A 23,636-nucleotide genomic window follows, 5' to 3' on the forward strand; every position below is an offset into this window, starting at 1 on the left:
GGCTTGTTTTTTGACGTAATCGCTTGACAGGTGGGGTTGGGTGGGTCAGCTTGATTGGCATCGGACCGTTGAGTCCGACCAATGGTGACCACACGAGGTTCAAATGGCGACACGAGCCGAGCCCAGCGGGCTCGCACTGACGGCGGCGGATGCTGCGCTTATCCGAGGGATGATTCTGAGAGGCGACCGGCACCACGATATCGCGGCGTTCTTCGGCGTGAATCAGGGCCGCATCGCCGAGATTAAGGACGGGACCCGATTCTCGGGCATCGCTCCGGCCGACTCGGATGAGCTTCCGCCCAAGGGGCCGTACATGACCCCCAAATCTGCATGGCAGGAAAACCGGCTGCGCTAACAGCCGGCTTCCTAAACCCGGGGCCGAAGCCCCGCTAGGCGTGTCATGAACACCACGAACCTAGCTGGCTCCTTCTCGAAAATCAACGACCCGACGCTTCGGGCGGTTCGTCTCGTTTTGAAAGGGGTAGCGGCCATGGCCGACTATCAGGTTGACTGCGTCAATAAACCGGACCGGAGCAGCCCTCATGAGCACATCACTCATGTTGGCGGCCCGAACCCTAACGGCTCCGGCCGCTGGAAGGACACCGGGCCCAACGTCGTGAAGTTCATCGATGACAAGACGCACCGCTTCTACACGAACGAAGGCGGGCGCGTGGCGTGGGTCGGTGTCCGCGTCAGTGCAGCCGGCAAGAAGTTCTTGCAGACTCACGCCGATGGCGTGTGGAGCAATAACCTTCTCGCCTTGAACGAGTGCGGCTGAAATCTGGTACTCCTGCGATCCCGCGCTCGTCGCGGGATCGCATCACCGCTTACCGAGCGACGCGCTCCACGGTCGCCCGCGCAATACGCGTGCGGCGGATGTTCGAGAGTTTCTCGTTAAGCTCGCGGAGCACGTACCGAGTTGTGCCCAGCCATCAGAACGATGAGTTCGCTCGCGGTGTCCGTTTCCCGGCAAGGATGCAATGTCTTGTGATGGCGCAAAGCGGCAGAAAGGCACTATCGGGGCGAACGAACTTGAAGACCGTTGGGGCGGATCGCTTTGAGAGCCTCTTAGTAACCCCAAGGTAACCACGGCGCTTGGAAGGCCGCGCAGGTTGCTCCAAGAGGTCCGTGATTAGGGCTCTTTCGGAGGGAGAGCACGTGGTGCCGGTTGCGGGACTTGAACTCGCGACCTACCGCTTACAAGGCGGTTGCTCTACCATCTGAGCTAAACCGGCGTGCCGTCCTGCGCTATCAGCGCCGTTGGCCCGGCGCAAGCCTGACGTGAGAGATCGGATCAGGCGGCCGAGTCGCCCAGGCGGCGGGTCTCGGCGAAGATGCGGCCATCCGGGAAGCGGTAGCGGACCGTCTCCGTCAGGCGCCCCTGAGGGCGGATCTCGATCGAGGCCGGACGGGTGAGCCTGGCCCGCTCCGCCGCGGCCTCGCCGGCCGTCATCGGCACGTCGCGTCCGCCGCCGAACTGGCGCCACCACTGCACCGCTTTCTCGCGGGAATATCCGGCCTGGGCGAGGCCGAGTACGATCCGGTGGTGCCGCCCGTCGCGCAGGTGGAAGGTGACCTCGAGGTCCCCCGCGGCATCGGCACGGGCCGCGAAGGTCCAGCCGGCGACCGGCCGCCACCCAGCGGAACCGCGATCCGCCCGCTGGCTCGAGAGAATCGGGTGCGCATCGTCGGCGGAAGCCTCATGGCCCGGCTCGGCGGCCTCCGCCTCCGGCTCGACCCAGCAGGCTTCGCAGGTGCTGGCGTTAAGGGCGATCAGGGCGCCGCAGCCGGGACAGGCCTTCGCCCGGATCTCGCCTTCGCGGCCGCGGATCGCGGCGGCACTGCGGGCGGTGACGATGTCGACCGGGCCGTGCATGCGGACGAGGCCGGCATAGTCGAGGATGAGGGCATCGGTCTTGTCGGACGCGCGACGCAGGGCGCGGCCGACCTGTTGCACGTAGAGCCCGGTGCTCTGGGTCGGCCGCAGCAGGGCGACGAGGTCCACCTGGGGTACGTTGAACCCGGTGGCGAGGACGCCGACCGAGGTCAGGCAGCGGATCCGGCCCTCGCGGAAGTCGCGCACCATCCGATCGCGCGCCCGCTTCGGGGTCTCGCCGGAGAGGGTCTCGCAGGTGTGGCCCTCGGCGCGGATCGCGTCGCGCACCGCCGTGGCGTGGGCGACGCCGGCGCAGAAGGCGAGCCAGGCCCGGCGGCCCTGCCCGTAGCCGACCATCTCCTCCACGGCCGCGCGAGTGATCCAGTCCTGGTTGACGGCGGCCTCCAGGGCGCTCGGGATGTAGTCGCCCCCGCGCTGCGGCACGCCCGTGACGTCGAGGGTCGTGGCGGTGGCCTTGGAGATGAGCGGCGCGAGGTAGCCCTGGTGGATCAGGTCGCCGACATTGGCCTCGTAGACGATGGCTTCGAAGAGCCGGCCGGGGCCCTCGTCCAAGCGCCCGCTGTCGAGGCGGTAGGGCGTCGCCGTCAGACCGACGACGCGCAGGTCCGGGCGCTCGGCGCGCATGGCGGCGAGAAAGCGGCCGTAGCGGGTCTCGGCGTCGCGCGGGATGAGGTGGGCCTCGTCCACGACGACGAGGTCGAACGCGTCGAGGTCGCGCGTCCGGTTCCAGATCGATTGGATGCCGCAGAACAGCACCTGTGCGCCGGTATCGCGCCGGCCGAGGCCGGCGGAATAGATGCCTGCCGGTGCCGCCGGCCAGAGCGCCAGCAACTCCCGGTGGTTCTGCGCGATAAGTTCACGGGTGTGAGTGACGATGACGATGCGGTGGCCTGGGTCGCGGTCGAGCGTCTCCCGCACCAGGGCGGCGATCACCAGCGACTTGCCGGCACCGGTCGGCAGGACGATGAGGCCGGGGCCATCCCGCCGAATCCACGAAGCGTAGAGGGCGTCGAGGCTGGCACGTTGATAGGGGCGAAGATTCATCGGCGGCGCTTCTAACGCCCGTCAGCCCTGGCGTCCGTGGCCAATCTGCCGCGCGCCCGGGTCTCTGGTGTCAAACGACCCGACGCCCCGCGGACCCTTTCCCAAAGTTCCGCGAACCCTTGAGGTACGCGAGGCGTCGTCGATCCGTCTCGGGAGTCGTTCGCCTCGGGAGCCCGGATCAGCAGTTGTCGGCGCCGTCACCCTTCACGACCTGACCCTCGGCGGGCTTCTTCTCGCCGCTTCCGGGCTGGGTGTTGGAGCCGACATTGTTCATCGCGCCGACGGTACCGGGCGACTCCGCCTTGGCGCCGGGCGTCACCTTCGAGGTCGAGCCGCCATCGGCGGTCGAAGACTTGTCCATCGAGGCGGACTTGTCCTTCATGGAGCTGGTGGTGCCGGTCGCGCAGGGCGCCGCAAACGCGGCGGTTGCGGTCAGCATCAGGGAAGCGGTCGCGACGGCGAGATATCGAACGGTCATGTTTCCTCCAGGAATAGTTATTCTGGAGTCCAAACCCGGTCAGAACCCGCACGTTCCGAAATTAATCTCTCAAGTGACGCTTGTTTATTCCGGCGGACAGGCTCCGCCGGAATATAGTCTTGGATCTTGAATCGGTCTCAGGCTGCCACCAGGGCTGCTGCCATCTTCTGGGCGAAGGCGACGGGATCCCGCGGCGTGTCGCCATCCTGCACGCGGGCGAGGTCGAGGAGCGTCCCGGCCGCCTCCTTGATCGCTTCCTGCGCCTCGACCTTGGCGCCCAGGGACCGGATCAGGGGATGGCGCGGATTGATCTCCAGCACCGGCATGCCGCCGCCGCCGCGCCCGGCGCGGCGCAGGAGCCGCTGCATCTGCAGGTCCGGGCCATGACCCGAGGCGGAGAGCACCACGGCGCTCTCGACGAGCCGGTCGGTGGCGCGCACGTCGGAAACGTCGGAGCCGAGCGCTTCCTTGAGGGCCGCGACCAGCGCCTCGACGGAGGCCGGGGCCTCCTCGCCCTCCGGTGCCGCGCCCGCGAACTTCGAGAGGTCGACGGCCCCTTGCGTGACCGAGCGCAGGGGCTTGTCGTCGAAGCGGGCCAGGGCCTCGGGCCAGAACGCATCGACGTGGTCGGAGAGCAGCAGCACCTCGATACCGCGAGCGCGGAAACCCTCGAGCTGGGGCGAGCGCTTCAGGGCATCGGCATCGTCGGCGACGAGGTAGTAGATCGCCTCCTGGCCGTCCTTCATCCGCGCGACGTAGTCGGGCAGGGAGGTCCAGCCCTCGACGGCCGAAGAGTGGAAGCGCAGCAGCGGGGCGATCTCGGGCCGGCGCTCGTGGTCCTCGTAGATGCCTTCCTTGAGGACGGGTCCGAAGTTCTCCCAGAACGGGCGGTAACCCTCCGCGTCCTTGGCCCGGGTGGTGAGCTCCGAGAGCACACGGCCGGTCACGGCGCGGCGGATCTTGGTCAGCACCGGGGTGGCCTGCAGCATCTCGCGAGAGACGTTGAGGGGCAGGTCCTCGGTATCGACCACGCCTTGGACGAAGCGCAGCCAGGAGGGGAGGAGTTCCGCCTCGTCGGTGATGAACATGCGCCGCACGTGCAGGCGCACCTTGCTGGCGCGCTCGCCCTCCACCGCCTGGAACGGCTTCATGCCGGGGACGAACAGCAGCGCCGAGAATTCCAGTGCGCCTTCCGCGCGCCAGTGCAGCGTCGCCCAGGGCTCGTCGAAGTTCATGCCGACATGGCGATAGAACTCGGTGTACTGCTCGGGCGTGACCTCGGACTTCGCCTTGCGCCACAGCGCCGTGCCCTGGTTGGCGTTCTCCTCCTTGCCGTCCTCGCCGCGGATCGCGATCGGCACGGTGATGTGGTCCGCCCATTTGCGCACGACGTGGTCGAGCCGGTAGCTCTCCAGATACTCGTCGGCATCCTCCTTTAGGTGCAGGACGATGTCGGTGCCGGGCTCCGTCCGGGTGGCGGGCTCCAGGGTGTAGCTGCCCTGGCCCTCCGAAGCCCAGGTCCAGGCCTCCTCGGAGCCGGCGCGGCGCGAGGTGACGGTGACGCGGTCGGCGACCATGAAGGCGGAGTAGAAGCCGACGCCGAACTGGCCGATCAGGCTCGGCTTGTCCTCCGGCTTGGCATCGCTCAGGCTCTGGCTGAAGGCGCGCGTGCCCGATCGCGCGATGGTGCCGAGGTTCTGGGCCAGCTCCGCCTTCGTCATGCCGATGCCGGCATCGGTGATGGTCAGGGTCCGGGCCGCCTTGTCCGGGACGATGCGGACCTTGGCGTCGGCGGGCAGCGCGGAGGCCTGATCGGTCAGCGCCTCGAAGCGGCGCCGGTCCATGGCGTCGGCGGCGTTGGCCACCAGCTCGCGCAGGAAGATCTCCCGGTCGGAGTAGAGGGCATGGACCACGAGGTCCAACAGACGCCCGACCTCGGCACCGAATTCGTGCCGTTCCACGGTGTCGCTCAAGGGAACGCCTCCTGATGTCGAAGAGTGAGTGAAGCGTGCGCGATATGCCGTCGCGTCCCGGCGAATTCAATGGCGGCCAAGGTCGCGAGGGGTCGCGAGGGGTCGTGCGCGGCGTGCCGGCCAATTTCCCCGGGCCGGCGCGCAACCTTCGCGGGTCTCGGGCGTAGCCGTGCCTTCACACGACAGCGAGAAGGTCCGCGATGGAACCGATGAAGCCGATGGCGCCCATGAAGCCCATGGAACCGATGAAGCCGATGAAGGGGTCCGACCCTTGGTGGCCGCAGGAGCTGGGACAGCCCTCCACCAGCGGTGGTCAGAACGACATGCGCTACGCGTTCTTTCCCGACAAGCATCGCCTGCTGATCGAACGGGACGGCAAGCTGACGACCTACGACAGCGGCGACCACAGGATCAGCGGCGTCTCCCAGTCGAACGGACGCTCGCCGACCTTCTCGAGCCAGAACGGCGACGTGGCGTTGGACGACCTCAAGGTCGTCGACTGATCCGAGGGCCCGGCCGGTCCCGACGGACCGCGGCGCCGTCTCAGGCCACGGCCCGGGCGGCGTCGGTGTTCCCGCGCGACCAGCGCTCGATCGTCTTCGGAACCTCCGCGGCGGGGCTCGGCTTGGCGAAGAAATAGCCCTGGCCCTCGTCGCAACCCTCGCTCCGGAGGCGGTCGAACTGCGCCTCCGTCTCGATGCCCTCGGCGGTGGTCCGCATGCCCAGGCTGAGGCCGAGCCCGATCACCGCCCGGACGATGAGTCCGGAATCGGTCTTGTTGGTGATGTCGCGCACGAAGGACTGGTCGATCTTGATCTTGTCGAAGGGGAAGCTGCGCAGGTAGCTCAGGGACGAGTAGCCGGTGCCGAAATCGTCCATGGCGATCCGTACCCCGAGGCGGCGCAGGGCGTAGAGCGTCGCGAGGGTCGCGAGGTTGTCCTTGAGGAGCACCGATTCGGTGATCTCCAGCTCGAGCCGTCCCGGCGGCAGCCGGCTCTCCGTCAATGCCCGGCGCACGGCTTCGACGATGACCTCGTCGCGGAACTGCACCGCGGAGACGTTGACCGCCACCTTGATGCCGTCGGGCCAACGCATCGCCTCGGTGCAGGCGGTGGTGAGGCACCACGCCCCGAGCGGCACGATGAGGCCGATCTCCTCGGCGACGGAGATGAACTCGCCCGGAGGAACGAGGCCGCGGACCGGGTGGCGCCAGCGAACCAGCGCCTCGAAACCGCCGATGCGGCGGGCGCGGAAATCGTAGATCGGCTGGTAGTGCAGCTCGAACTCCTCGCGCACCAGGGCTTCGCGCAGATCGAGTTCGAGGGCCCGGCGCTTCTGGAGGCTGACATCCATCTCCGCCTCGAAGAAGCGCCAGGTTCCGCGCCCGTCCGCCTTGGCGCGGTAGAGGGCGACGTCGGCGTTCTTGAGGAGCTTGTCGCAGGTGGTGCCGTCGCCGGGCGCGAAGCAGATGCCGATGCTGACCCCAACGCTGGCGCGGTGTCCGTCGAGGTCGTAGGGCGCGCTGACCACCTCGACGATCCGGCGGGCGAGGATGGCGGCCTCCTGCGGCCGCTCGGTCTGCGCCAGGATGATCGCGAACTCGTCGCCGCCGAGCCGGGCCACGGTGTCGACCTCGCGCACGCAGGCTCGCAGCCGGTCGGCGACCGCGCGCAGCAGGGCGTCACCCACGGGGTGGCCGAGGGTATCGTTGACCTCCTTGAAGCGATCGAGGTCGAGGCAGAGCACCGAGAACGGGCTTCCGCGCCCGAGATGGGCGACGGCCTCCTCGATCCGCTCGCCGAACATCGCTCGGTTCGGCAGGCCGGTGAGCACGTCGTGGCGGGCCATGAAGGCGATGCGTGCATCCGCCTCGCGGCGCTCGGTGACGTCCTCGTAGGTCGCCACGAGGCCGCCTCCGCGGACCGCTTTGTGGGAGACCGCGACCACGCGTCCGTTTCCGAAATGCAGGAAATCCGAATCGACGGAGGCGCCGCCGGCGGTCTCGGCCTGGGCCAGGGCGAAGGCGTCGGGCGCCGGCTTCGGATAGTCGCCCCGCGCCGCGCTGAGTTCGGCGACGTCGCGATAGGACAGGCCGAGGGGAAGCTCGGCGGGCGTCAGCTCGAAGATCTCGCAGTAGCGACGGTTCACGACGGTCAAGCGGCCCGCCGCGTCGAACAGGCAGAGGCCCTGGGACATGTTGTCGAGGGCAGTGTCGAGGCGCAGGTTGGCCGACTGGAGGATGGCCTCCTGCTCCTTCAGGAGCGTGATGTCGCTGCAGACCGCGATGAAGCCGCCCGTGCGCGTGGCGCTGCGGCTGATCCGGAGCCAGCGGCCGTCACGCAGGCGCAACTCGCTGCGCTCCTCTGCGGTGGCCAGGAGTCCCCGGGCGAGGTTGCCCGGACCGGCCTCCGCTTCCGCGAGGGCGGTGATCGTGCGGCCCGGCGGGAGGGTGCCGGCGCGAAAGCCGAGGTAATCCTCCGCCTGACTGTTGGTGAGGGTGATCCGACCGGCCTCGTCGACGACGACGATGCCCTCCCGGGACGTCTCCAGGGCGTCGGCGAGGCGATCCTCGGCGGAAATCCTCTGGGCGACCTCCTTCTCCATCGCGTGCCGGATGTTGTCGCGCATGATCCCCATGGCCGCCAGCAGCGTTCCGACCTCGTCGGCCCCCCCGGCCGGCATGGTTCCGCTGAGGTCGCCGCCCGCGATGCGGGTGGCCGCCTGCGAGGCGTCGGCCAGGGGTCCCATGATGCGGCGCGCCAGACAGAAGGCGACGGTACCGGAGAGGAGCACGGCGATCAGGGTACCGAGCAGGTTGAGCCGGGTCTCCCGGGCCACGATGGCGCGCGCCTGCTGACGATAGATGAAGCCGTCGCCGGCTGTGTAGTTGATGAAGAGGTCGAAGTTCTCCTCCGCCGCCGCGGCGTGGCGGTCGAGCTCCGCGTAGGCGGCCTCGCTCCGGCCGAGGTCGGTGATCCTGGCCCGGGCTTCCGTCCATTCGGTGACCGCACGCTCGGCCGCCTGCGCCGCGCGCGTCGCCCGGTCGGACTGGGCGCGCTCCACGGCGATCTCGAGGTCTTCGGCGAGCAGGCGCTGGAGGCTCGCGAGGCGCTCGTCGAGGAGCGTGCGGGCCGCCGGATCGGTGATCAGCCAGCGCCGGGCCTCGACCGTGCGCATCCCGGCGAAGTCGGTGGCGGCGGCGCGCGCGTAGTTGATGGACATCAGCGACCGGTCGAAGGTCTGGCTGACGAGTTCGTCCGCACGGCGGATGCTCGACGCCGCCGAGAGCCCGAGGGCGGCCGTGATCGCGCTCATGACGAGGAACGCGATCACGATCCGTCCCCGGATCGTACCGAGCATCGCACCGGCCGCGTCCACCAGGCCTCGGCCAGTGCGCGCTCGCGATGTCATCGGGGCTTCGGGCGATGTCATCCAGTCTGTCCCGTCCAATGATGCGGGTCAGGATGACGGAAAGTTGTTAAGGCGATCTTGAGATCGGGTATCCAGTTTCGGTTCTTAACCGGCAGTTCACTGCGGTGTGAAACCGTGGTGGTGGATGCGGCCTGGCTAACTTAGGAGGCTGCTGGTCACATCTCGATAGTGGATCATCTCAATCCTTATCACTGGTCAACGGATGGAACGCCGATGCGGCGCCTCACACTTGTTTGCGTGGCCTTTGGCTTTTTCGGTGCGGCGTGCGGTGGGCTGGCCCTGGCGGCCGTCGGGACGCCGAGCCTGCACGTGTCCCAGAAGGGGCGCGCTTTCCAGCCGAATGCGCTGATCGTCCCGCGCGGCGCCAATGTCGAGATCGTCAACGACGACGGCGATCTCCTCCACCACGTCTACATCGACTCGCCCGACTTCACTTTCGATTCCGGAGACCTGAAACCGGGAAGCCGGACGCAGGTGGTCTTCGACGTGGGCGGGACCTTCGCGGTCCTGTGCGGAATTCATCCGAAGATGAAGCTGACCGTGCGCGTCGACGCCCGCTGAGGTGGGCGAGGACGGGGCGTCAGAGCAGGGTCGAGCCCTGCAGCACGGCGTGGGCGCCGTAGTACAGTCCGATGAAGGCCGCCAGGGCGGCTCCGTACCCCACGGGGGTCAGCGCCAGGTTGCGCAGGCGGTAGGGCGCGGCGGCATTGTCGGCGGCGAGCGCCACCATCGCGACGATGATTGGCGCGTGGCCGATGGCGTCGACCTTGCCGAACTCGAAGATCGCCGAGATGAAGGTGGCGGCCAGCAGGATCGCGGCGATCCTGCGGACCAGCGGCGTGCAGACCAGAGCGAAGGCGAGGGCGAATTCCACGGCGCCGGCCGCCTTCATGAAGTACTCGCCGGTGAAACCGAGAGTCATCGCGGGATGCTCGATGAAGAGCGGGAACGACCATTGCGGGTAGGCCCACTTCTCCACAGAGGCCCACATCAGCGTGATGGCCGCGGTGTAGCGCACGATGTCGAGGGGGCGGACGTTGCCGGGCAGAGAGAGGCCGAGGCCGGTCAGCGCGCAATAGGCTGCGACCCCGAGGAAGACCGGGTAGTCCGCGAGGTGGAACGCGCCGTACTGGACCAGGGCGGTGGTGAAGAGCACGACGATGCCAAGGGCCGAGAACGGCATCGTCCGCCGCCACAGGAAGCCGGCGGCGATGGCCAGCTGGAACCACGGCAGCGCGGTGTTGGCGGTCTTCAGCTCGGGGGTCAGGATGATGCCGCCGAGGGTCCAGAGGGCGACGAAGAAGCCGCCGAGGACCGCGCGGAACAGGAGCTCGGTGTTCTCGCGGGCCCAGGCGGTGGTCCGGTCGAGGGATCGGATCAGTGCTGCCCCCAGCACGGTTCCCTCGAGAAGACCGCCGACCATCAGGGCGAGCAGGGACAGGCCGACCAGCATCTCGAAATCCGAGCACAGGACCTCGCCGAGATCCCGGGGTGCCCCGACGAGGTCGTAAGCGCAGAACCATTTCACGTGAGCCATCGCGGCATTGGAGCTCGCGAGGATGAAGACAGCCGTCGTCGTCATGACTGCGGCGCGCGGCAGCCAACGTCTTCCAGGTTGCATGGGAGAGGCCCTGTTCACGAAACCGGCTCGGGGGCTTGCCGGCACGATGAAAACTACGCGGCTTCTCGGAATTACGGAAGGAACTTGTTAACGAACCCTTCCAAATGGTTAATTGGTTGCTTGGCGGCATCGGCCGCCATCTTCGTGCGGTTCGGCGGATGCACGGCGACCGTGTAACGCTTTCATGACCATGTCTTCGGAAGCCGCGCACCCGCGCATGGTCCGCTAACCGTGCCCGGGTTAGGGAAAGAGGAACGCCGCGCCCGACCCGAAGAGCCCGATGATCGCGACCCTGAGCCTGTCGAGCCTGATGGTGGGAACCGGGCTGTCCTACGCGGCGACGCGGGCGACGAGCCGGGCCGAAGTCCTGGAGCGCTGGTCCGGACGGCTGCTCCTCGGTGGGCTCGGGCTGCTCGGTGCGGGTCTCCCGCTCTTCCGCTGACGGCGATCCGTCCCCGATGCGGGACGTTCCCTTCAGTTCAGGCGGGGCGGGGTCGCGACGCTCGCCGTCCCATCGGCGCTCAGGGACTTCAGGAACGCGATCAGGTCGCGCTTCTCGGCCTCGGTCAGGCCGAGCGGCCGGATCGCGGGCGAGCGGCTCGGACGGTCGATGCCGCCGCGATCGTAGAGGTCGACGACCTCGCGCAGCGAGGCGAGTGACCCGTCATGCATGTAGGGCCCGCGCTCGGCGACGTCTCGCAGGGTCGGGGTCTTGAAGGCGTAGCGCAGCTGCACCGAGTCCGGGAAGAACGCGGCCCGGCCGATATCCGCGCCGGTGCCGACGCCGATGTCGTGGAACGATCCGTCCGTGAAGGTCCAGCCGGAATGGCAGGCGGCGCATTGCGCCTTGCCGTTGAAGAGCGCGAACCCGGCCTTGGCGCTCGGGCTGATGGCGCGGGCATCGCCTGCCACCCAGCGGTCGAACGGCGCCTCGCCGGACACGATGGAGCGCTGGAAGGTTGCCAGCGCCAGCTCGACGGTCCGACGGCTGATCGCGCCGTCGGGGTCGGCCGCCCCCACCCGATCGGGGAACGCGGCCGCGAAGGCACGAACGTAGCCGGGATCCGCCTTGAGGCGCGCGATCAGCGTCTCCTCGGGCAGGTTCATCGCGTTCGTGCCGGTGATGGGAGTGAAGGCAACGGCCTCGAGGTCGCGGAACTTGCCGTCCCAGCCGAGGATCGGGTTCTGGGCCACGTCGAGCAGGGTCGGCGTACGCACCTTCATGGCGGCACCGGTCTCGCCGATGCCGCGCGGGCGGCCGTCGCTCCAGGACTGGGTCGGGACATGGCAGCCGGCGCAGCTCATGGTGCGCGCGCCGGAGAGGAGGGTGTCGAAGAACAGGCGCTGGCCGAGGTCGGCCTTCGCCGGGCTGTAGGGATTCTCGGGCGGATGCAGCGCCTCGTCGACCCGCCGATAGGCCTCGCGCAGCGCCGAGAGTTCGGCCTGCGTCGTCCTGGCATCCGTTCGTCCTGGCTCGCCGGCGCCGGAGGCGCGTAACCCCAGCCCCGCCGCCGCGAGGGCGAACAGGGCAACGCTGGCGAGCGCGGCGCTGACTGTGCGCATCACGATCTCCTGACCTTGTCAGCGCTAGGACGAACTCGTTAACGAAGTCTCACGCGACGCCGTCGCCCGGGGCCGCCTTCGATCGGTCTCGGCCGTTCGGAAACCCTTGCCGATATGCCGCAGGATCCGGTTCGCTGGATTTGGCGCGAACGTTGCTTAGGCGGCTCCAGCCAGCGATGGCTGCGGATCCCGTCAGGTGTCCTGGGATTTCGCATCGCTTCAGGACGAGAGGCTCGGAATGACGAAATACAAACTCGAGTATATTTGGCTCGACGGCTACACTCCGGTGCCGAACCTTCGCGGCAAGACCCAGATCAAGGAATTCGACGCATTTCCGACCCTTGAGCAGCTTCCGCTCTGGGGCTTCGACGGCAGCTCGACGATGCAGGCCGAGGGCGGCAGCTCCGACTGCATGCTGAAGCCCGTGCGTCACTTCCCCGATTCCACGCGCAAGAACGGCGTGCTGGTGATGTGCGAAGTCATGATGCCGGACGGCGTCACCCCGCACGCCTCCAACAAGCGCGCCACCATCCTCGACGATGACGGCGCCTGGTTCGGCTTCGAGCAGGAGTACTTCTTCTACAAGGACGGCCGCCCCCTCGGCTTTCCGGCCTCCGGCTACCCGGCTCCGCAGGGCCCGTACTATTGCGGCGTCGGCTACAAGGAAGTCGGCAGCATCGCCCGCAAGATCGTCGAGGAGCACCTCGACCTCTGCCTCGACGCCGGGATCAACCACGAGGGCATCAACGCCGAGGTGGCCAAGGGTCAGTGGGAATTCCAGATCTTCGGCAAGGGCTCCAAGAAGGCCGCCGACGAGATGTGGGTCGCCCGCTACCTGCTCCAGCGCCTGTGCGAGACCTACGAGATCGACGTCGAGTACCACTGCAAGCCGCTTGGCGCAACGGATTGGAACGGCTCGGGCATGCATGCCAACTTCTCGACCGAGCACATGCGCTCGGTGGGCGGCAAGGCCTATTTCGAGGCCCTGATGGCGGCCTTCAAGGAGAACCTCGACGACCACATCGCGGTCTACGGGCCGGACAACCACATGCGCCTGACCGGCAAGCACGAGACCGCGGCGATCGACCAGTTCAGCTACGGCGTCGCCGATCGCGGCGCCTCGATCCGCGTGCCGCACAGCTTCGTCAACAACGCGTACAAGGGCTACCTGGAAGACCGCCGTCCCAACAGCCAGGGGGACCCCTACCAGATCGCCTCGCAGATCCTGAAGACCATCGCGTCGGTTCCGACCGCGACCGATCAGCAGGCGGCGGCCTAAATCGTAGGCACGTCGTCGGGCATTCTGCTCGTCTGATAATCAGGGCCTGCCGCGAAAGCCGCGGCAGGCCCTCTTTTTTGCCTCTACCCTGAGCAGTCGTTTCAGGCCGGGTCGTCCGCTCGGGCGTCCCGCGCCGGGATCACGCTGCGGCGTCGAAGGCCGCGGCGAACCGCGCGCCCGGCCTCTCCATGCAGCGCTCGACCCAGGCGTCGAGGATCGGCTCGCCGGGCTTGCCGAACCAAGCATAGGGCGAGTGGAGCAGCAGGTCGGCCGCGGTGAAGCGGTTGCCGAACAGGAAGGGCCCGTCCGCCAGGGCCGCGCGCAGCCGCGCCTTCACCTCCAGGTGACTCCGGAACGTCGCCATGATGCCGGGATGGGTGACGCCGACCGCCTCGAGCGTCAGCACGGGCTCCACGACACCCGAATACCACGCGAACCAGCTGAGATAGGCGCCGCGGCGCGGATGCCCCGGCGGGATGCTCAGGCCCGCATCCGGGAACAGGTCGGCGAGGTAGAGCATGATCGCGCTGCTCTCCCAGATCGCGACGCCGTCATGGATCAGGAACGGGACCTTGCCGTCCGGATGCGGATTGGCCGGATCCCGGCTGCCCGTGCCGTCCCGCCGCGGGATGGTCACCCGCTCGATCGTCACGGCCTCGAGGGCGTCGAGCTCCTTCAGCAGGGCGATGACGCGGGTCGAACGGCTCTGGGGGGAATGGAAGAGGGTCAGCATGGGGGCGCTCCGGTTGGCGGCTTCGGCAGCGCGGCTTATACGGCAGGGCACCTGCCAATTTCCGTCAGTTGCACGATGGCTCGCACGGATCGCCTCTTCCGCCTGCTCCAGGCCCTGCGCGCGCTGCCGGCGCCGGTGACGGCCGCCCGCCTGGCGAAGGAGACGGACGTCTCGGTCCGGTCGCTCTATCGCGACATCGATGCCCTGCGGGCGGCCGGCGCCGTCATCGAGGGCGAGCGCGGCTACGGCTACCGCCTGATCGAGGACGGTGCGCTGCCGCCCCAGATGTTCGACCGTATCGAGATCGAGGCTCTTGCCCTGGGGCTGTCCGAGGTCCGCCACATGGGGGACCCGGCCCTGGCCCGGGCGGCCGTCGCGGTGCTCGCCAAGGTGGCCGCCACGCTGCCGGACGCGAGCCAGCAACACCTCCTCCACGCCGTCTCCCAGGTTCGCCGGTCGGGGCCGCGCTTCGCGCCCGCTCTCGGTCTGGCGACGCTGCGCGAGGGGTGCTGGCGCGAGGAGGCGGTCCGGATCCGCTACGCCGACGAGGCCGGGCGGGAGACGGAGCGCACGATCTGGCCGCTGGCGATCGTCTATCTCGATTCCAAGCTGGTGGTTCTCGCCTGGTGTTGCCTGCGTGGGGCACACCGCATCTTCCGGGCGGACCGCATCGCTGCCGCCGCGGCCACGGGCGCGAGTTTTCGGCCGCGGCGGGTGAGCCTGCTCCGGGACTATCTAGCCGCCCTGCGCGAGTCGTCCCGGCAGCGCGCGGCGCCCCCGCGCGGAACGGATTCCTGAGCCGGATGCGTCCGCGCCGGAGCGCGATGGTTCAGGCTCCGAAGATCGACCAGCCGAGTCGCTTCGTCAGTCTCTCCAGGGCGATCCGCCCGAGATGGGAATTGCCCGAGGCGTCGAGTCCGGGCGACCATACGGCGATCGACGCCTTGCCCGGCGCGATCGCCAGGATGCCGCCGCCGACGCCGCTCTTGCCGGGCAGGCCGACGCGGTAGGCGAACTCGCCCGAGCCGTCATAGTGCCCGCAGGTGAGCATGACCGCGTTGATGCGGCGCGCCCGTTCGGGCGAGACCACCGACAGTCCCGTCAGCGGGTTGCGGCCTGAATGGGCGAGGAAGCGGCCCGCCTGGGCGAGCTGCCGGCACGACATGCTGATGGCGCAATGGTGGAAGTAGACGCCGAGGGTGAAATCGACCGGATTGTCGAGCACCCCGAAGGATTTCATGTAGTGGGCCAGCGCCATGTTGCGGAAGCCCGTGCGCAGCTCGGATGCGGCGACGGCCTCGTCGATGGCGATGGTCGGATCCTGCGCCAGGAACTGCATGAAGCGGAGGATCTCACCGAGGGCCTCGCGGGGCTGGTGCCCGGACAGGATCAGGTCGGTGACCGCGATGGCCCCCGCGTTGATGAACGGATTGCGTGGGATGCCGCGCTCGCGCTCGAGCTGCACGATGGAGTTGAAGGGACTGCCGGAGGGTTCGCGCCCGACCCGGCGCCAGAGCCGGTCGCCGGCCATGCCGAGGGCGAGAGTCAGGGTGAAGACCTTCGAGATGCTCTGGATCGAGAAGGGCGCGTCGCAGTCGCCGGCGGCCGCGAAACGCCCCTCGGCGTCGATCACCACGAGGCCGAAGGCCTTGGCATCGACCCCGGCGAGTTCCGGGATGTAGGTCGCGACCTCGCCCCGGTCCGGCCGCTCCCGCATCTCGTCGGCGATCTCGCGGACGACGTGATCGAGATCGGGCAGGTCTGACGGCATCGGGCAGCGCTTCCACGGTGGGGCGACGGGGTTGGCCGACGCGCGCAAGCGCCGGGCCACGCGGGCCTCCGCCGTCGATTGCGGCGCGCGATGAGCGTCTGGTTCCGCTTGGCGCTGCGCGGCGGGAGTGCGATCAGGCCGCGCTTCCGTACTGTTCAGCTTAGCGACAGGATCGCAATACTATAAGTTTCCAAAGGCAACGCTTGACCAATGTATCGCCATTGTTTCTAATCGTTTCCAACTGATGCTCATGGTCTTTCGCCTGCATTTGGTGGCTTAAGATCAGATGAATGCTTTTTTCAGAGCTCGTTAAATCGCGGAGCCTTAGCACGGCCGCCGAAATGACGGCGCTCCGGACTCTCCGGCCCCGGCCGTCGAGCGATGAGCAGCAATGAGCATTGATTCGAGCGACCCGAACCGCAGCACCGGACCCGGCGGTGTCCAGTTCGCGACACCGACGACGGGCAGTCTAGTGCAGGCGAGACCGGCACCGGTGACACGGGCGCGGTCTGGCGTTGCCGGGCCGGGAATCGCCGCCGTCGACATTGCGCATGCCATCGTCCCCGACGTCACGCCATCCCCTCAGGTCCGAACCGGCCCGGGCGAGGCCGGGATGACGGTGGAGGCCCGGCGACGCATCGGACGCAACCTGCGCCTCCTCTACGCCGAGGTGCTGAACCAGCCGCTACCCGACCGATTCGATGCCCTCCTCGCCGATCTGGCCGCCCGCAACACCACGCGAGGATCCTCATGAACAACGCGATGCCAGCTCCGGTCGGCACACCGCAGGGCGCCGACGACGAGATGCGCGGACTCTTGCTCGGAGCGATCCCGGCCCTGCGGGCCTTCGCGTTCTCGCTGACCTACGATCTCGACCGCAGCGACGACCTCGTCCAGGACACCCTCGTACGGGCCTGGACCAAGGCCGACAGCTTCACACGGGGCACCAACCTCACGGCGTGGCTGTTCACCATCCTGCGCAACCTGTTCTACTCCGAGCAGCGCAAGCGCAAGCGCGAGGTGGAGGATGCCGACGGCGCCCTGGCTGGGCGCCTGACGAGCCTGCCCGAGCAGGAGATCCGGGTCGAGATGCTGGAGTTCCAGGAGGCCCTGAACGCGCTGCCCTTCAGCCAGCGCGAGGCGTTGGTCCTCGTCGGTGCGCAGAACTTCACCTACGAGGAGGCGGCGGAGATCTGCGGCGTCGCCGTGGGGACGATGAAGAGCCGCGTCAGCCGGGCGCGCGGTCGCCTCATCGAGAGCCTCGGGATGAACGGGACCGACGATATCGGCGCCGATGCCTTCACCCGAGCGGCATTGGGGGCGCCGCCCGGGTAGCGAACGCGCCCCGGGCGCGACGCGCCCGCCGCCCTCAGATCAGGGCGGCGCGCGCCGCGCGGGCGATCTCGGCGAGCGGCACATCGCTCCGGTCGCCCAGAAGGCGCCGCCCGGAGGCGATCACCTGGAGGGCCTCGCGGCTGCTGCCGTCGCGCAGGGCGACCGCTTCTAGGTCGCGGAGATACTGGAGCACCCCTTCGCGGGCCTTGCCGTCGCGGGTGAGCACCGGCTCGACCCGGGACGTGACGTCGTTCGCCACCGAGGCCCAGAATGCGGCCGGTCCGGCGGAATTCTCGTGCATCGCATCGCTTCCCTGACGTGTGTGGTCGCGCAAGGACCGATGACGCGCCGACGCGGCATCGCAACCTGCTTCGACGCGCCCCGGCGGCACACTGAATTAGCGGGCGAGAAGCGGAGCCTTAAATAACTTGGATCAAAAACGAAGCAAAAACGACCAGGGGTTGTTGCCATTGGCTAGTGCAAGATAGTCGTCGGGTTTCCGTCTCTAAGTTGCGGATCGGCTCTCGTCGAAGTTCCGCCGGTGGAACAGAAAGCATAGGCGCCGAGTTTTCGGGGCAGGTTCGAGCCATCGAGGCAGCCGAGTGCCGCGATCTCGATGCGCGGCCCTCGGACCCTGGCGATCCGGTGGCACGCCGATGCGCAGGGCGGGCTTCGCGTCCCGGTGCGTCCGCTCCTCGATCCCGCATCAACGATGCCAGGTGAGGCAGCAATGGGCTCGTTCAGCCGTGATATCAAAACCCTCGACGACTTCTTCGTCCGCACGCTCCAGGATATCTACTACGCCGAGAACCAGATCACGAAGGCGCTGCCCAAGATGATCGCCAAGGTGACCCATCCGGAACTGAAGCAGGCCTTCGAGACTCACCTGCGTCAGACGGAGAATCAGATCCAGCGCCTGGAGAAGGTCTTTCAGATGCATGGGCACAGCCCCAAGGCCGTCACCTGTCCGGCGATCAACGGCATCATCGAGGAGGCCAACGAGGTTGCCGGCGAGATCGCCGACAAGGACGTGCTGGACGCCGCCCTCGTGGCCTCGGCCCAGGCTGTGGAGCATTACGAGATCACCCGCTACGGCACCCTGATCGCCTGGGCCGAGCGTCTCGGTCGGGAGGATTGTGCGCGCATCCTCCAGCAGAACCTCGACGAGGAGAAGTCCACGGACCACCTGCTCACCAGCCTGGCGGAGCCGCAGCTGAACCAGCGCGCGGCCTGAACGGGCCGACGACGGTTGGGATTGCGCTGATCCGAGCCGTTGCTTTTTGGGCCGCGTCCCGCGCACCCTGGCGCGGCCCGGTCGTCCGTCCGCGGCGGATCCAGACCCCCCGACGAGAGGCCCATGGCCCGCAAACGTGCGCGACCGACGAACGAGAGTCTGCTGGAGGCGGCGGCCCGCCTCGGGCTGCCGCCCCGCAGCGTCGAGGTGGAGGCCCTGCGGCTTCATCTCGGCCTGCCCGAGTATGGCGGCCTCGTCGAGGATGCGGTGGTCGCCAAGGCCCTGCGCGAACTGAGGGCGCGGCGAGCCTTCGCGGAGGGCGGTGTCGCGGCCGTGAAGAAAGCGGTGCCCGCCCTGCGCGCGGCGGTGATGCGGGACGGCAGCATCGCCTGGACCATCCGGACCCTGATCCCCGTCCTCGACGGCGGGCGTCTCGACCTGCGGGTCGATGCGACGCCCGAGACCGGCATCGCCGGCATCCTGTCCGGCATGGCCCATCGCAACGATCCGAACTGGCGCCTCGAGGAGCTGCGTGCCGCCGTCGCCGAGACCCAGCCGCGGATCACGAAGGCCCTGCGCCGGGCGGTGGAGCGTCTGCGTGACCAGGTCGCCGAGGATCTGCGCGAGGTGGGAGCCGATGCCGCGACCTATATCGACCACCTCGACCGCTCCCTGCGCTCGCGCGCCTTCCTGTTCTCGCCCAACCTGAACCAGTCGCTCACCGACACCCTGAAGGGCGTGCGCGCCCGCGCCCGCAGCGTGGCGCGGGAGGATTCGCGCCTGCGCCGTCTGCGCGATCAGGTCGGCTTCGGCGCCTATATCGAGAAGTTTACCGCCGCCCGGCGCCTGGGCCGGCGCATCGTCTTCCACATGGGGCCGACCAATTCCGGCAAGACCTATGCGGCCCTGGAGATGCTGCGGGCGGCTCCCACCGGCACCTACCTCGCCCCCTTGCGGCTGCTGGCGCTCGAAAACTACGAGGCCCTGGCCGAGCGCGGCCTGCGGGCCGGCATGGTGACGGGCGAGGAGACGCTGGGCGATCTCAACCCGACCCATACCGCGCGCACCATCGAGACCGCCGACCTCACCCGGCCCGTCGACGTCGCGGTGATCGACGAGATCCAGATGATCGCCGATCCCGACCGGGGCTGGGCCTGGACCAACGCGCTGTTCGGGGTCGCCGCCCGCACCGTGGTGGTCTGCGGCTCGGACGATGCGCTGGCGGCGGTGCGCCGCGCCGCGGAGGCCGCCAACGAGTCCCTCGAAGTGATCACCTTCGTGCGCAAGACACCGCTGGTGCTGCAGGAAGCGCCGGTTCCCCTGGAGAAGGTGACGCCGGGCGACGCGGTGGTGGCGTTCTCCCGCCGGGCCGTCCACGAGAACCGCGAGATCCTGGTGGCGGCCGGGCACCGGGTGGCGACGATCTACGGAGCGCTCTCGCCCGAGGTGCGGCGCGCGGAGGCCGCCCGCTTCCGGGCGGGCGAAGCCGATGTCCTCGTCACCACCGACGCCATCGGCATGGGCCTCAACCTCGGTCCCCTGAAGCGGATCGTCTTCTCGGCGGTGCGCAAGTGGGACGGCGTCGGCGAGCGGGCGCTGACCAATTCCGAGATCCGTCAGATCGCCGGCCGCGCCGGCCGCTTCGGGCACCAGGACGAGGGCTACGTCGCCGCTGTCGACGAGACAGGGCTGGAGCCGATCCGGGCGGCGCTCGCCGGCGCGCCGACAGCGCCGGCCGCCGATACGCGCTTCTTCGTGCGTCCCGACCTCATCGCGATCAATTCCGTCGCCGAGGAGATGCGCACCGACAGCCTGCGCGAGGTGCTGGCGCACTTCGCGCGCGCCACCTTCTACGCCGGCTCACCGTTCCAGCCCTCCGCCCTGGAGGAGATCCTGGAGATCGCCCGGGTGGTGGACAAGGCGCGGTTGCCGATCGCGGAGAAGTTTGCGTTCTCGGTCTGCCCGGTGGACCGGCGCGATCCCGTCTCCCTCGGGATGCTGGAGCGCTGGACCCAGGCCCGGGCGGCGGGTACGAGCGTGCCGGCCCTGCGGGCGAACCTCGCGGGCGAACTGGATTACCAGGAACGGACGGTGAAGCTCGCCAGTGCCTATCTCTGGCTGTCCCGGCGCTTTCCCGAGACCTTCGACGATGCCGATGCCATGCGGGCGATGCGTGCCAGGGCGAACGGCGAGATCGAGCGCCATCTCAGGGAGACGGCAACCCGCAAGGTCGAGCGGCGCACGCGGCGGGCGAGCGCGCGGGGCTGATGAACCAGCCCCTCGGTGGCCGCCATGATCCGCCGCCGTGACCGGCCGGCAGGGGGGAGGGGGTTCCCCCCTCCCCGACGCCGATCCGGGACGAGTGTTGAGCCGGTGGCGGCTCAGGCCGACTTGAGGTGCGCAGCCAGGTGCTTGTTCATCTCGAACATCGTGCACTTGTCCTTGCCGAAGACCTTCTTCAGCTTGTCGTCGGCCAGGATCTCGCGCTTGTTCTCCGGGTTCTGGAGATTGTGCTTCTTGATGTATTCCCAGACCTTGCTCACCACCTCGCCGCGCGGCAGGGCGGCATCGCCGACGACGGCGGCGAGTTCGGAGGACGGCTTCAGCGGCTGCTGCAGGGCGTTCGGCTTTGCACCCTCGCCCTTCGGCGCGGCGACCTTCTTGCCCTTGGCGGCGGGCTTCTCGGCGTCCTTCGGGGCAGCCTTGGGGGCGGCCTTCTCGGCGGTCTTCGTGGTGCTCTTTGCCATGGGGTCTTCCTCCGGATGTCGACGGTGAGCGCCGGTACGCCCACGGCCGGTGGCCTCGCAGCGCATAGCTGCAACAACTAAGCGGTGCCGCGAGCGTTCCAAGGGGAAACCGCCCTCTGCGCGCCCGTCATCCACAGGCGCGGAGCCGGGTGTCCGGTCGAGGCTGCTCCGTACAGAGATGAAACGGCCTCGACTTGGTGAGAACTTGGTCTGCGCCGACCTGTACTTCGACGCGCCGTCTGAGCTGGCCGTCGATCCGGGGCGCGTGGGCAGGGGTGAGAAAAATCATCGTGCGACAAAGGGTTACCGGGATGCGCGAGCGGATGCGCTCCAGCGTCCGTTCGGCCGGCTGCACCGCCCGCGCCCGCTGGCGTCGCGCCGTGCCGGTGCGGAACCGGTCGGGGCTCGCGTCCCGTCCGAAGGGCACCGTCCCATACGCAAGATTTTATGGCCGCGACGAAGAATTGATGCTGAAGACTTCCCGGAAACGGCGCGGACGGACGACGGGACCGGCAGCGCTCGAACCGGTCTTCACGCCGCGACGCGCAGTTTTGGGACGGAGCCGATCCAAGAGCATCACCGAACTTTAAGGGCGACCGATGATAACGAGAGTATGATCCTCCTTGCCTTCACGCTCTCGCTGGGTGCCGCCGCCGCGCTCATCATCGGCCTCGGCACGCTGGTCTCGGTCGAGGCCCAGGCCGGCCCCGACGCCCGTGGCGATGCCGGTCTGATCTGACGGCCAGCGCCCGAACCGCCCGCGCCCGCGACCGTTGCGCCGGGGTTCCATTCCTGGCGTGATCGCTCCGTCCTGTTCGATAACGCGGTCGCCCCTTCCCTCGACAGCGCGGCCCAGATCATCCGGATCGCCCCGAGGCCCGCCTTTCGCCTCCCGCGCATCGCGAGACCGCTGAACGTGTGCACCTGCCTCGGTCGCCGCACGATGCCCTGCGACAGCGCTCCCTCGCCCGCGATGGCCCCGTGATCCTCGGGGCGCTAAGCGGGATCGCCACCTGCGGCGTGGTGCTCACCGCGTTCGTCGGGACGCGATCGTGGCGGACATCCTGTTCGTGCTGTTCGGCCTCGCCATCCCCTGCGCCCGGCGGGCCTTGAGGGTGTTCGGTCTCGCGACGCTCCTGGTGAGCCGCGGGATGCTCCAGCGTCTGGCCGTGCGGGATCGAGGTGGCCGCGCGGATCGGTGTGCCGGTTCGTCGAGCGGGCCTGAGGCCGGAACCCCCGTGCGGGTCGCGGCTTGTCCGGTCGAGCGCCGCGTCCGGTGCTCCCACGTCGCCGAACCCATCTCCAGAGAGGAATGCGCATGCCGACGGACCTTCCGAACGAGCGCAGCATCCGCCCGGCCGGGTCGATGGAACTCGACCCCTCGGCCGAGGGCGTCGCCATCGACGAGACCCGCCGCCTGATCGCCTCGAACAAGGTCGAGGGCACGGCCGCCTACAGCCACGACGGGGAGCACATCGGCACGGTCTACAACTTCATGGTCGACAAGGTCTCGGGCCAGGTCGCCTACGCCGTCATCTCGTTCGGCGGGTTCCTCGGTCTGGGCGAGAGCTACCATCCCGTCCCCTGGCGGGCGCTGACCTACAGCGTCGATCTCGGCGGCTACATCGTCGACATCGACCGCGACACCCTGGCGGGCGCGCCGACCCACGGCCCCGGTGAGGATCCCTTCGCCGACCCGGCCTTCGGCGAGCGCGTCGACGGTCATTACGGTGGCTCGAAGATCCCGACCGCCTGAGGTGCCGAGCGGGCGCCTCAGTTCTCCGGCGCCGCGAGGATCCGGTCGAAATCGAGGAGCGCGGTCTCGATGACGATCTGCGTACGGCTGATCACGTCGAGCTTGCGCAGGATCTCGGAGACGTGCGCCTTGACGGTGGAATCCCCGACCTGAAGCTCGTGCGCGATCTGCTTGTTGAGCTTGCCCTGGCGGATCATCGCCAGTACCCGCACCTGCTGCGGAGTCAGGCTGGCGACCCGCTCGGCGATCGGCGCCTTGCGGGCGGAGGACGGGGCAAGCGTCGCGTTCGGCAGCTTCGCCGGCACCGAGAGGCCTCCAGCCAGCACATCCGCGATGGCCCGCGTCAGCGTCGCCTTGTCGACCGCCTTGGGCACGAAGCCGGCCGCTCCGTGATCGAGCGCCTCCCGGATGATCCGCGGATCTTCCAGGCCCGAGACGACGAGGATCGGGACCCGCGGCGCCTGGGCCCTGATCGTCAACAGCCCCTCGAAGCCGGTCACGCCCTGCATCGACAGGTCGAGGAGGATGATCTCGATGGCGGGCTGCGCCGTCAGAACCGCGCAGGCGCTGGCGATGCCGTCGGCCTCGTGCAGGGTCGCGTCCGGGTAGGCGAGGCCCACCGCGCTGGCGAGGGCGTCGCGAAAGAGCGGATGATCGTCGACGATGAGGAGATGCATGCCCGTTCCGCCCGGTGCGTGCGCCCCTGTTTCGGAGCCGTTCGGTGCCGCATTGCGCGGGAACCGGCCGCCCGACATACTCGTGTCATCGCGGGG

General features: G+C 68.6%; 24 protein-coding genes and 1 tRNA gene. 13 read left to right on the forward strand and 12 right to left on the reverse strand.

The features are described 5' to 3' along the window. Positions 1–103: 103 nt before the first annotated feature. Both ASF49_RS19150 and ASF49_RS19155 read left to right on the forward strand, forming a co-directional pair. Positions 104–355, forward strand: coding sequence for a hypothetical protein (locus tag ASF49_RS19150; protein ID WP_056476759.1), 252 nt, complete (start codon positions 104–106; stop codon positions 353–355). A gap of 135 nt (positions 356–490) precedes the next feature. Further along, positions 491–778 (forward strand): DUF3892 domain-containing protein, encoded by a 288-nt coding sequence (locus ASF49_RS19155; RefSeq protein ID WP_056476761.1) that lies wholly within the window; start codon positions 491–493, stop codon positions 776–778. A 381-nt stretch (positions 779–1,159) separates the two neighbouring features. Here the strand turns inward: ASF49_RS19155 and ASF49_RS19160 are convergent. From ASF49_RS19160 to htpG, 4 genes are all read right to left on the reverse strand, one after another. Then, positions 1,160–1,235 (reverse strand) — tRNA-Thr (locus tag ASF49_RS19160). A 59-nt stretch (positions 1,236–1,294) separates the two neighbouring features. After that, positions 1,295–2,941: a DEAD/DEAH box helicase gene (locus ASF49_RS19165; protein WP_056476764.1), complete on the reverse strand. Its 1,647-nt coding sequence runs from the start codon at positions 2,939–2,941 to the stop codon at positions 1,295–1,297. 178 nt (positions 2,942–3,119) lie between these two features. Further along, positions 3,120–3,419, reverse strand: coding sequence for a hypothetical protein (locus ASF49_RS19170; protein ID WP_056476767.1), 300 nt, complete (start codon positions 3,417–3,419; stop codon positions 3,120–3,122). 137 nt (positions 3,420–3,556) lie between these two features. Next, complete coding sequence (gene htpG / locus ASF49_RS19175) at positions 3,557–5,392, reverse strand: molecular chaperone HtpG (protein ID WP_056476787.1); 1,836 nt, start codon at positions 5,390–5,392, stop codon at positions 3,557–3,559. Between the two features lie 200 nt (positions 5,393–5,592). On the opposite strand from htpG, the gene ASF49_RS19180 reads away from it, so the two are divergent. Next, positions 5,593–5,895, forward strand: a complete 303-nt coding sequence (locus ASF49_RS19180; RefSeq protein ID WP_056476788.1) for a hypothetical protein — start codon at positions 5,593–5,595, stop codon at positions 5,893–5,895. A gap of 40 nt (positions 5,896–5,935) precedes the next feature. Here ASF49_RS19180 and ASF49_RS19185 read toward each other — a convergent pair whose 3' ends face one another. After that, positions 5,936–8,824 carry an EAL domain-containing protein gene (locus ASF49_RS19185; RefSeq protein ID WP_056476793.1) on the reverse strand — a complete coding sequence of 963 codons (2,889 nt, stop codon included), beginning with the start codon at positions 8,822–8,824 and terminating at the stop codon, positions 5,936–5,938. 168 nt (positions 8,825–8,992) lie between these two features. On the opposite strand from ASF49_RS19185, the gene ASF49_RS19190 reads away from it, so the two are divergent. After that, positions 8,993–9,385 (forward strand): hypothetical protein, encoded by a 393-nt coding sequence (locus ASF49_RS19190; protein WP_243214794.1) that lies wholly within the window; start codon positions 8,993–8,995, stop codon positions 9,383–9,385. 19 nt (positions 9,386–9,404) lie between these two features. Here the strand turns inward: ASF49_RS19190 and ASF49_RS19195 are convergent, their stop codons facing one another. After that, positions 9,405–10,406, reverse strand: a complete 1,002-nt coding sequence (locus tag ASF49_RS19195; protein WP_056476800.1) for a hypothetical protein — start codon at positions 10,404–10,406, stop codon at positions 9,405–9,407. Positions 10,407–10,725: 319 nt separating this feature from the next. Between ASF49_RS19195 and ASF49_RS24285 the strand changes: the two genes are divergently transcribed. Next, positions 10,726–10,887: a hypothetical protein gene (locus tag ASF49_RS24285; protein WP_200930086.1), complete on the forward strand. Its 162-nt coding sequence runs from the start codon at positions 10,726–10,728 to the stop codon at positions 10,885–10,887. Between the two features lie 32 nt (positions 10,888–10,919). Here ASF49_RS24285 and ASF49_RS19200 read toward each other — a convergent pair whose 3' ends face one another. Then, complete coding sequence (locus tag ASF49_RS19200) at positions 10,920–12,008, reverse strand: cytochrome-c peroxidase (protein ID WP_056476803.1); 1,089 nt, start codon at positions 12,006–12,008, stop codon at positions 10,920–10,922. A 238-nt stretch (positions 12,009–12,246) separates the two neighbouring features. Here ASF49_RS19200 and ASF49_RS19205 point away from each other — a divergent pair, with 238 nt between their 5' ends. Next, positions 12,247–13,287 (forward strand): glutamine synthetase beta-grasp domain-containing protein, encoded by a 1,041-nt coding sequence (locus ASF49_RS19205; RefSeq protein ID WP_056476806.1) that lies wholly within the window; start codon positions 12,247–12,249, stop codon positions 13,285–13,287. 139 nt (positions 13,288–13,426) lie between these two features. On the opposite strand, the gene ASF49_RS19210 is transcribed toward ASF49_RS19205, so the two are convergent. Next, positions 13,427–14,020 carry a glutathione S-transferase family protein gene (locus ASF49_RS19210; RefSeq protein ID WP_056476809.1) on the reverse strand — a complete coding sequence of 198 codons (594 nt, stop codon included), beginning with the start codon at positions 14,018–14,020 and terminating at the stop codon, positions 13,427–13,429. A gap of 75 nt (positions 14,021–14,095) precedes the next feature. Here ASF49_RS19210 and ASF49_RS19215 point away from each other — a divergent pair, with 75 nt between their 5' ends. Continuing rightward, on the forward strand, positions 14,096–14,818 hold the full coding sequence (locus ASF49_RS19215; RefSeq protein ID WP_056476812.1) for a helix-turn-helix transcriptional regulator: 723 nt from the start codon (positions 14,096–14,098) through the stop codon (positions 14,816–14,818). Positions 14,819–14,849: 31 nt separating this feature from the next. Here the strand turns inward: ASF49_RS19215 and ASF49_RS19220 are convergent, their stop codons facing one another. Continuing rightward, positions 14,850–15,779, reverse strand: coding sequence for a glutaminase (locus tag ASF49_RS19220; protein WP_056477100.1), 930 nt, complete (start codon positions 15,777–15,779; stop codon positions 14,850–14,852). 403 nt (positions 15,780–16,182) lie between these two features. Here ASF49_RS19220 and ASF49_RS24605 point away from each other — a divergent pair, with 403 nt between their 5' ends. Together ASF49_RS24605 and ASF49_RS19225 are read left to right on the forward strand one after the other, a co-directional pair. Continuing rightward, positions 16,183–16,545, forward strand: a complete 363-nt coding sequence (locus tag ASF49_RS24605; protein WP_156653098.1) for a NepR family anti-sigma factor — start codon at positions 16,183–16,185, stop codon at positions 16,543–16,545. After that, positions 16,542–17,126 carry a sigma-70 family RNA polymerase sigma factor gene (locus tag ASF49_RS19225; protein WP_243214793.1) on the forward strand — a complete coding sequence of 195 codons (585 nt, stop codon included), beginning with the start codon at positions 16,542–16,544 and terminating at the stop codon, positions 17,124–17,126. The genes ASF49_RS24605 and ASF49_RS19225 overlap by 4 nt, the downstream gene beginning before the upstream one ends. 34 nt (positions 17,127–17,160) lie before the next feature. Here ASF49_RS19225 and ASF49_RS19230 read toward each other — a convergent pair whose 3' ends face one another. Then, on the reverse strand, positions 17,161–17,427 hold the full coding sequence (locus ASF49_RS19230; RefSeq protein ID WP_056476815.1) for a hypothetical protein: 267 nt from the start codon (positions 17,425–17,427) through the stop codon (positions 17,161–17,163). 429 nt (positions 17,428–17,856) lie between these two features. Here ASF49_RS19230 and ASF49_RS19235 point away from each other — a divergent pair, with 429 nt between their 5' ends. After that, entirely contained in the window at positions 17,857–18,360 is a 504-nt protein-coding gene (locus ASF49_RS19235; RefSeq protein ID WP_056476818.1) for a YciE/YciF ferroxidase family protein, read from the forward strand. 123 nt (positions 18,361–18,483) lie between these two features. Next, positions 18,484–20,628, forward strand: a complete 2,145-nt coding sequence (locus tag ASF49_RS19240; RefSeq protein WP_056476821.1) for a helicase-related protein — start codon at positions 18,484–18,486, stop codon at positions 20,626–20,628. 113 nt (positions 20,629–20,741) lie between these two features. Here the strand turns inward: ASF49_RS19240 and ASF49_RS19245 are convergent, their stop codons facing one another. Next, positions 20,742–21,107 (reverse strand): SWIB/MDM2 domain-containing protein, encoded by a 366-nt coding sequence (locus ASF49_RS19245; RefSeq protein WP_056476824.1) that lies wholly within the window; start codon positions 21,105–21,107, stop codon positions 20,742–20,744. A gap of 613 nt (positions 21,108–21,720) precedes the next feature. On the opposite strand from ASF49_RS19245, the gene ASF49_RS24770 reads away from it, so the two are divergent. Next, positions 21,721–21,846, forward strand: coding sequence for a hypothetical protein (locus ASF49_RS24770; RefSeq protein WP_272481515.1), 126 nt, complete (start codon positions 21,721–21,723; stop codon positions 21,844–21,846). Positions 21,847–22,425: 579 nt separating this feature from the next. Next, complete coding sequence (locus tag ASF49_RS19250; RefSeq protein ID WP_056477107.1) at positions 22,426–22,863, forward strand: PRC-barrel domain-containing protein; 438 nt, start codon at positions 22,426–22,428, stop codon at positions 22,861–22,863. A 17-nt stretch (positions 22,864–22,880) separates the two neighbouring features. On the opposite strand, the gene ASF49_RS19255 is transcribed toward ASF49_RS19250, so the two are convergent. Further along, entirely contained in the window at positions 22,881–23,540 is a 660-nt protein-coding gene (locus tag ASF49_RS19255) for a response regulator (protein WP_082511416.1), read from the reverse strand. Between the last annotated feature and the right edge of the window lie 96 nt (positions 23,541–23,636).

The sequence above is a fragment of the Methylobacterium sp. Leaf104 genome, from assembly GCF_001422885.1.
GTDB lineage: Bacteria > Pseudomonadota > Alphaproteobacteria > Rhizobiales > Beijerinckiaceae > Methylobacterium.

Excerpts from the sequence above, each read along its gene's own strand:
- ASF49_RS19150 (WP_056476759.1), top strand. The coding sequence starts at position 104 with ATGGCGACACGAGCCGAGCCCAGCGGGCTCGCACTGACGGCGGCGGAT.
- ASF49_RS19155 (WP_056476761.1), top strand. The coding sequence starts at position 491 with ATGGCCGACTATCAGGTTGACTGCGTCAATAAACCGGACCGGAGCAGC.
- ASF49_RS19165 (WP_056476764.1), bottom strand. The coding sequence starts at position 2,941 with ATGAATCTTCGCCCCTATCAACGTGCCAGCCTCGACGCCCTCTACGCT.
- ASF49_RS19170 (WP_056476767.1), bottom strand. The coding sequence starts at position 3,419 with ATGACCGTTCGATATCTCGCCGTCGCGACCGCTTCCCTGATGCTGACC.
- ASF49_RS19180 (WP_056476788.1), top strand. The coding sequence starts at position 5,593 with ATGGAACCGATGAAGCCGATGGCGCCCATGAAGCCCATGGAACCGATG.
- ASF49_RS19185 (WP_056476793.1), bottom strand. The coding sequence starts at position 8,824 with ATGACATCGCCCGAAGCCCCGATGACATCGCGAGCGCGCACTGGCCGA.
- ASF49_RS19195 (WP_056476800.1), bottom strand. The coding sequence starts at position 10,406 with ATGACGACGACGGCTGTCTTCATCCTCGCGAGCTCCAATGCCGCGATG.
- ASF49_RS24285 (WP_200930086.1), top strand. The coding sequence starts at position 10,726 with ATGATCGCGACCCTGAGCCTGTCGAGCCTGATGGTGGGAACCGGGCTG.
- ASF49_RS19200 (WP_056476803.1), bottom strand. The coding sequence starts at position 12,008 with ATGCGCACAGTCAGCGCCGCGCTCGCCAGCGTTGCCCTGTTCGCCCTC.
- ASF49_RS19205 (WP_056476806.1), top strand. The coding sequence starts at position 12,247 with ATGACGAAATACAAACTCGAGTATATTTGGCTCGACGGCTACACTCCG.
- ASF49_RS19210 (WP_056476809.1), bottom strand. The coding sequence starts at position 14,020 with ATGCTGACCCTCTTCCATTCCCCCCAGAGCCGTTCGACCCGCGTCATC.
- ASF49_RS19215 (WP_056476812.1), top strand. The coding sequence starts at position 14,096 with ATGGCTCGCACGGATCGCCTCTTCCGCCTGCTCCAGGCCCTGCGCGCG.
- ASF49_RS24605 (WP_156653098.1), top strand. The coding sequence starts at position 16,183 with ATGAGCATTGATTCGAGCGACCCGAACCGCAGCACCGGACCCGGCGGT.
- ASF49_RS19225 (WP_243214793.1), top strand. The coding sequence starts at position 16,542 with ATGAACAACGCGATGCCAGCTCCGGTCGGCACACCGCAGGGCGCCGAC.
- ASF49_RS19230 (WP_056476815.1), bottom strand. The coding sequence starts at position 17,427 with ATGCACGAGAATTCCGCCGGACCGGCCGCATTCTGGGCCTCGGTGGCG.
- ASF49_RS19235 (WP_056476818.1), top strand. The coding sequence starts at position 17,857 with ATGGGCTCGTTCAGCCGTGATATCAAAACCCTCGACGACTTCTTCGTC.
- ASF49_RS19240 (WP_056476821.1), top strand. The coding sequence starts at position 18,484 with ATGGCCCGCAAACGTGCGCGACCGACGAACGAGAGTCTGCTGGAGGCG.
- ASF49_RS19245 (WP_056476824.1), bottom strand. The coding sequence starts at position 21,107 with ATGGCAAAGAGCACCACGAAGACCGCCGAGAAGGCCGCCCCCAAGGCT.
- ASF49_RS24770 (WP_272481515.1), top strand. The coding sequence starts at position 21,721 with ATGATCCTCCTTGCCTTCACGCTCTCGCTGGGTGCCGCCGCCGCGCTC.
- ASF49_RS19250 (WP_056477107.1), top strand. The coding sequence starts at position 22,426 with ATGCCGACGGACCTTCCGAACGAGCGCAGCATCCGCCCGGCCGGGTCG.
- ASF49_RS19255 (WP_082511416.1), bottom strand. The coding sequence starts at position 23,540 with ATGCATCTCCTCATCGTCGACGATCATCCGCTCTTTCGCGACGCCCTC.